Here is a 3552-nt window from a genome sequence, read left to right as displayed (position 1 = left end):
ATCCCGCCCAGCAACCTGATGATCATCTACGGCCTGGTCTCGGAGACCTCGATCCCGCGCCTCTTCCTGGCCGGCGTCGTGCCGGGCATCCTGGTGACCATCCTGCTGATGATCACCACCTACATCATCGCCCGCCGCAAGGGCTATGGCGGCACCGGCGAGCGCTTCTCCTGGACGCCCTTCCTGAAGGCGCTCTGGGACGGCAAGTGGGCCATCGGCGCGCCGGTGCTGATCCTCGGCGGCATCTACGGCGGCGCATTCACGCCGACCGAAGCGGCAGCCGTGGCCGTATTCTATGCCCTCTTCGTCGGCCGCTACGTCTACAAGCAACTGACGGCGAAAAAGATCCTGGAAAGCCTGCGCTTCACCGCCCTGATGGCCGGCCTCTTGATTCTGCTGACGCCGACCCTGGCCTTCGGCCAGCTCTCCGCCTTCTACGACGTGCCGGCAGCGGTGGAGACCTCGATCACCGCCATCACCGACAGCCCGATCCTGATCATGATCTTCATCGGGATCTTCTACATCATCATCGGCACCTTCATGGAATCGCTGGCGCAGATCATCCTCTTTACCTCGGTCTTCCTGCCGCTGGTCGAGAGCCTGGGTGTCGACCCCGTGCTGTTCGGCGTCTTCACCGTGATGACCTGCGAGATCGGCTTCCTGACGCCGCCGCTCGGCGGCAACCTCAACGTCGCCTCGCGTATCTCCGGCATCACCATCGAACAGGTTTCGGTCGCCGTGCTGCCCTTCATCGTAGCCTACGTGCTGGGGCTGCTGTTCATGATCTTCATTCCCGAGGCCACGCTGTGGCTGCCAAACGCCTTCTACGGCGTCGCCACCTACTGAGCCGGCCAGGGCCCGAAAAACGAAGGCACGAAAAGCCACGGCACGGAAAGAAAGAGCACACGAGATGCTGGATACTGTTCTGGAAGGCGGCACAGTCTACGACGGCAACGGCACGCCACCGATCGAGGCCGACATCGGCATCGCCGGCACCCGCATCGCCGCCATCGGCGACCTGGCCGAAAGCGCGGCACGAGAACGGGTCTGCGTGCGCGGGCTCGCCGTCTCCCCGGGCTTCATCGACCTGCACACCCATTCCGACTTCACCCTGGCCGCCAACGGACGCGCAGAAAGCCAGGTGCATCAGGGCGTGACGACGGAGGTCGTCGGCCAGTGCGGCGTCTCCTGCGCGCCGGCACGCAGCCGCCGCGACATCGAGCTGATGGCGCCCGGCTATCTGCCCGGTGCTGTGGAGCCAGACTGGCTGAGCTTCGGGGAGTACCTCGATCACCTTGACGGCAAGCCGCTTGGCGTCAACGTCGCCGCCTTCGTCGGCCACGGCACCATTCACCGCGCGGTGCTGGGCGATGCCCTGCGCCCGGCGCGCGATGAAGAAGTGGAGGCCATGGCCGAACTGCTGGGCTGCAGCCTGGACGAGGGCGCCTACGGTTTTTCCTCCGGCCTGGAGTACTGGCCCGGCAGCCTGGCGACCCCCGACCAGCTGGCCCGGCTCTGCCGCGTGGCCGCGTCGCGGGACCGGCTCTATGCCACCCATGTGCGCAACCGCGATCTTTTCTACGACCTCGGCTTCGGCGAGGCCATTGCCACAGCACGCGTGTCCGGCGCGCGCCTCCAGATCTCCCACATCCAGCCCAAGTACGGCGCGCCGCCCCACGCCATGGCCCACAGCCTGGAAATGATCGACCAGGCCAAGCGCCAGGGCGTGGACCTGGCCTGCGACGTCATTCCCCACGACTGGTCGCACACCAGGGTCTTGGCGATCCTGCCGCAGTGGGCGCAGGAAGGCGGCCCGGAGGCCGTGCGCGCGCGGCTGAAGGACGAAGAGACCCGCGCCCGCATCAAACGCAACCCGCGGCCCATGTGGCGCCTGGTCAGCGACGGACGATGGGAAGAGATCGTGCTGATGCAGTCGGAGGCCAACCACGCCCTCGTCGGCCTCACCCTGGCCGAGATCGGCGCCAAGCGCAGCTGCGACCCCTACGACGCGGCGCTGGATCTGCTGCTGGAGGAAGAAGGCGATGCGATGAACCACCTGATGTGGACGTCGCATTCCTTCTCCGAGGACGACATCAGGCTCGCCCTCTCAGGGACCGACTGCGCGGTGATCTCCGACACCCTGGCGCTGGCGCCCTACGGCTGCCTGAAGCACTCCATCGGCTCGCTCAGCGGCTACGGCTGGGCGGCGCGTTTCCTGCAGCACTATGTGCGCGACCAAGAGGTGCTGTCGCTGGAGGAGGGGCTGCGGCGCCTCACCGCCCTGCCGGCCGACCGCCTCGGCCTGCGCGACCGCGGCCGGCTGGTCGACGGAAACTTCGCGGACATCACGGTCTTCGATGCGGCAGGCATCGCCAGCCACTTCGACCTGAAGGAACCGCGGCGCTATGCCACCGGTATTGCCCATGTGCTGGTGAACGGGCGCTTTGCCATGCGCGACGGCGCCCGCACCGAGGTCGACAGCGGCACCGTGCTGCGGCCGCGCTAACGCGTTTTCGACTGACGTCGAATCGGTTCCAGCCCGCTCCCCCTCCCGGCCACCCATAGGATACTGGCGTTGGGTGGCCGGGAGGGGGAGCGGGCCGGTGCCGTAATCCGCGAACGCGCTAAAAGTTATAGGTGGTGGCCACGTAGTCCGGGTCTTCCTGGGCTTCGCGTTCGAAGCTCAGGAACTCGTAGTAGCCGCAGCGCTTGCGGCCGGGAAACTCCCGGCAGATCTTCGGGCGCGCTTCATAGACCGTGCAGCGCCGCTTCTCGGTGTCGAAGAAACGGCAGATGGTTCCGTAGTGCTCGTCCTTCTGGTGACGCAGCACCCGCGGCGCCTTCTTCTGGCCGTCTTCCTTGTAGCCCTTTTTCGTGAAGCGCTTCTGCGCTTCCTCCGGCGTGATTCCGAAATGCTCGGCCAGGCGCCGGATGTCCTTGGGCTTCGCATGGATATTCGGATAGGAGCAGCAATAGCCCGGACACTTCAAACAGTCGTACTTGACCTTCCCCACGGTGATCCTTTGCCCTTCTCGCCGGCGGCGCGTCTCCTGCGCCGCGCACCTGCAGCCTTGCGGTGATCCAAAAACCGAGGCGCGACCATCGTCGCTCCCCCTCATGCTGTCAAGGCATCACCAAAGAGCTAAGCGGCCAGGGTAAAGATTTCTTTTCCGCAGAAGCGCCGTCCCTGCCCAGCAAAGAACCCGCCAAAGAAAAAGCCCCGCCGGGGGGACAGCGGGGCTTTTGGGGCATCTTACTGGGGAAAACCGTATTTGGGAGCTATACGTGTCTCTGTACTGTACAGGTTATGTAGGGGCTCACACGACGGATTCAACCCATTCCAGCAACTGGGTCTTGCCGACCGCGCCAACCTTGGTCGCGGCGACCTGACCGTCCTTGAACAGCATCAGGGTGGGAATACCCCGCACGCCGTATTTCTGCGGCGTATGGGGGTTGTCGTCGATGTTCAGCTTGGCGACGGTGATACGGCCGTCCATCTCGCTGGCGATCTCCTCCAGGGCCGGTGCGATCATCTTGCAGGGGCCGCACCAT

The 3552-nt window shown here is 65.3% G+C and carries 4 protein-coding genes; 2 read left to right on the top strand and 2 right to left on the bottom strand.

The features are described 5' to 3' along the window. Both Q0982_RS21775 and Q0982_RS21770 read left to right on the top strand, forming a co-directional pair. A partial coding sequence (locus tag Q0982_RS21775; RefSeq protein ID WP_299399725.1) for a TRAP transporter large permease occupies positions 1-846 on the top strand: 846 nt, incomplete at its 5' end. Positions 847-910: 64 nt separating this feature from the next. Then, a complete protein-coding gene (locus tag Q0982_RS21770; protein ID WP_299399724.1) occupies positions 911-2506 on the top strand; it encodes an amidohydrolase family protein in 1596 nt (531 codons plus the stop codon). Between the two features lie 118 nt (positions 2507-2624). Here Q0982_RS21770 and Q0982_RS21765 read toward each other — a convergent pair whose 3' ends face one another. Both Q0982_RS21765 and trxA read right to left on the bottom strand, forming a co-directional pair. Continuing rightward, the gene (locus tag Q0982_RS21765; protein WP_299399722.1) at positions 2625-3014 is read right to left on the bottom strand and encodes a YkgJ family cysteine cluster protein; all 390 of its coding nucleotides are present in this window, start codon (positions 3012-3014) and stop codon (positions 2625-2627) included. Between the two features lie 303 nt (positions 3015-3317). Beyond that, positions 3318-3552 (bottom strand): thioredoxin (trxA, locus tag Q0982_RS21760; protein WP_299399719.1); only part of this gene is annotated, 235 nt, incomplete at its 5' end.

This window comes from Pelagibius sp. (assembly GCF_028281305.1).
Classification (GTDB): domain Bacteria; phylum Pseudomonadota; class Alphaproteobacteria; order Kiloniellales; family Kiloniellaceae; genus Pelagibius.
Note: the sequence above shows the minus strand (reverse complement) of the source record. Positions and strands in the feature narration are given on the sequence as shown.

Bases quoted from the DNA above. Each gene is read 5' to 3' on its own strand.
- Q0982_RS21770 (WP_299399724.1), top strand. From the start codon at position 911: ATGCTGGATACTGTTCTGGAAGGCGGCACAGTCTACGACGGCAACGGC.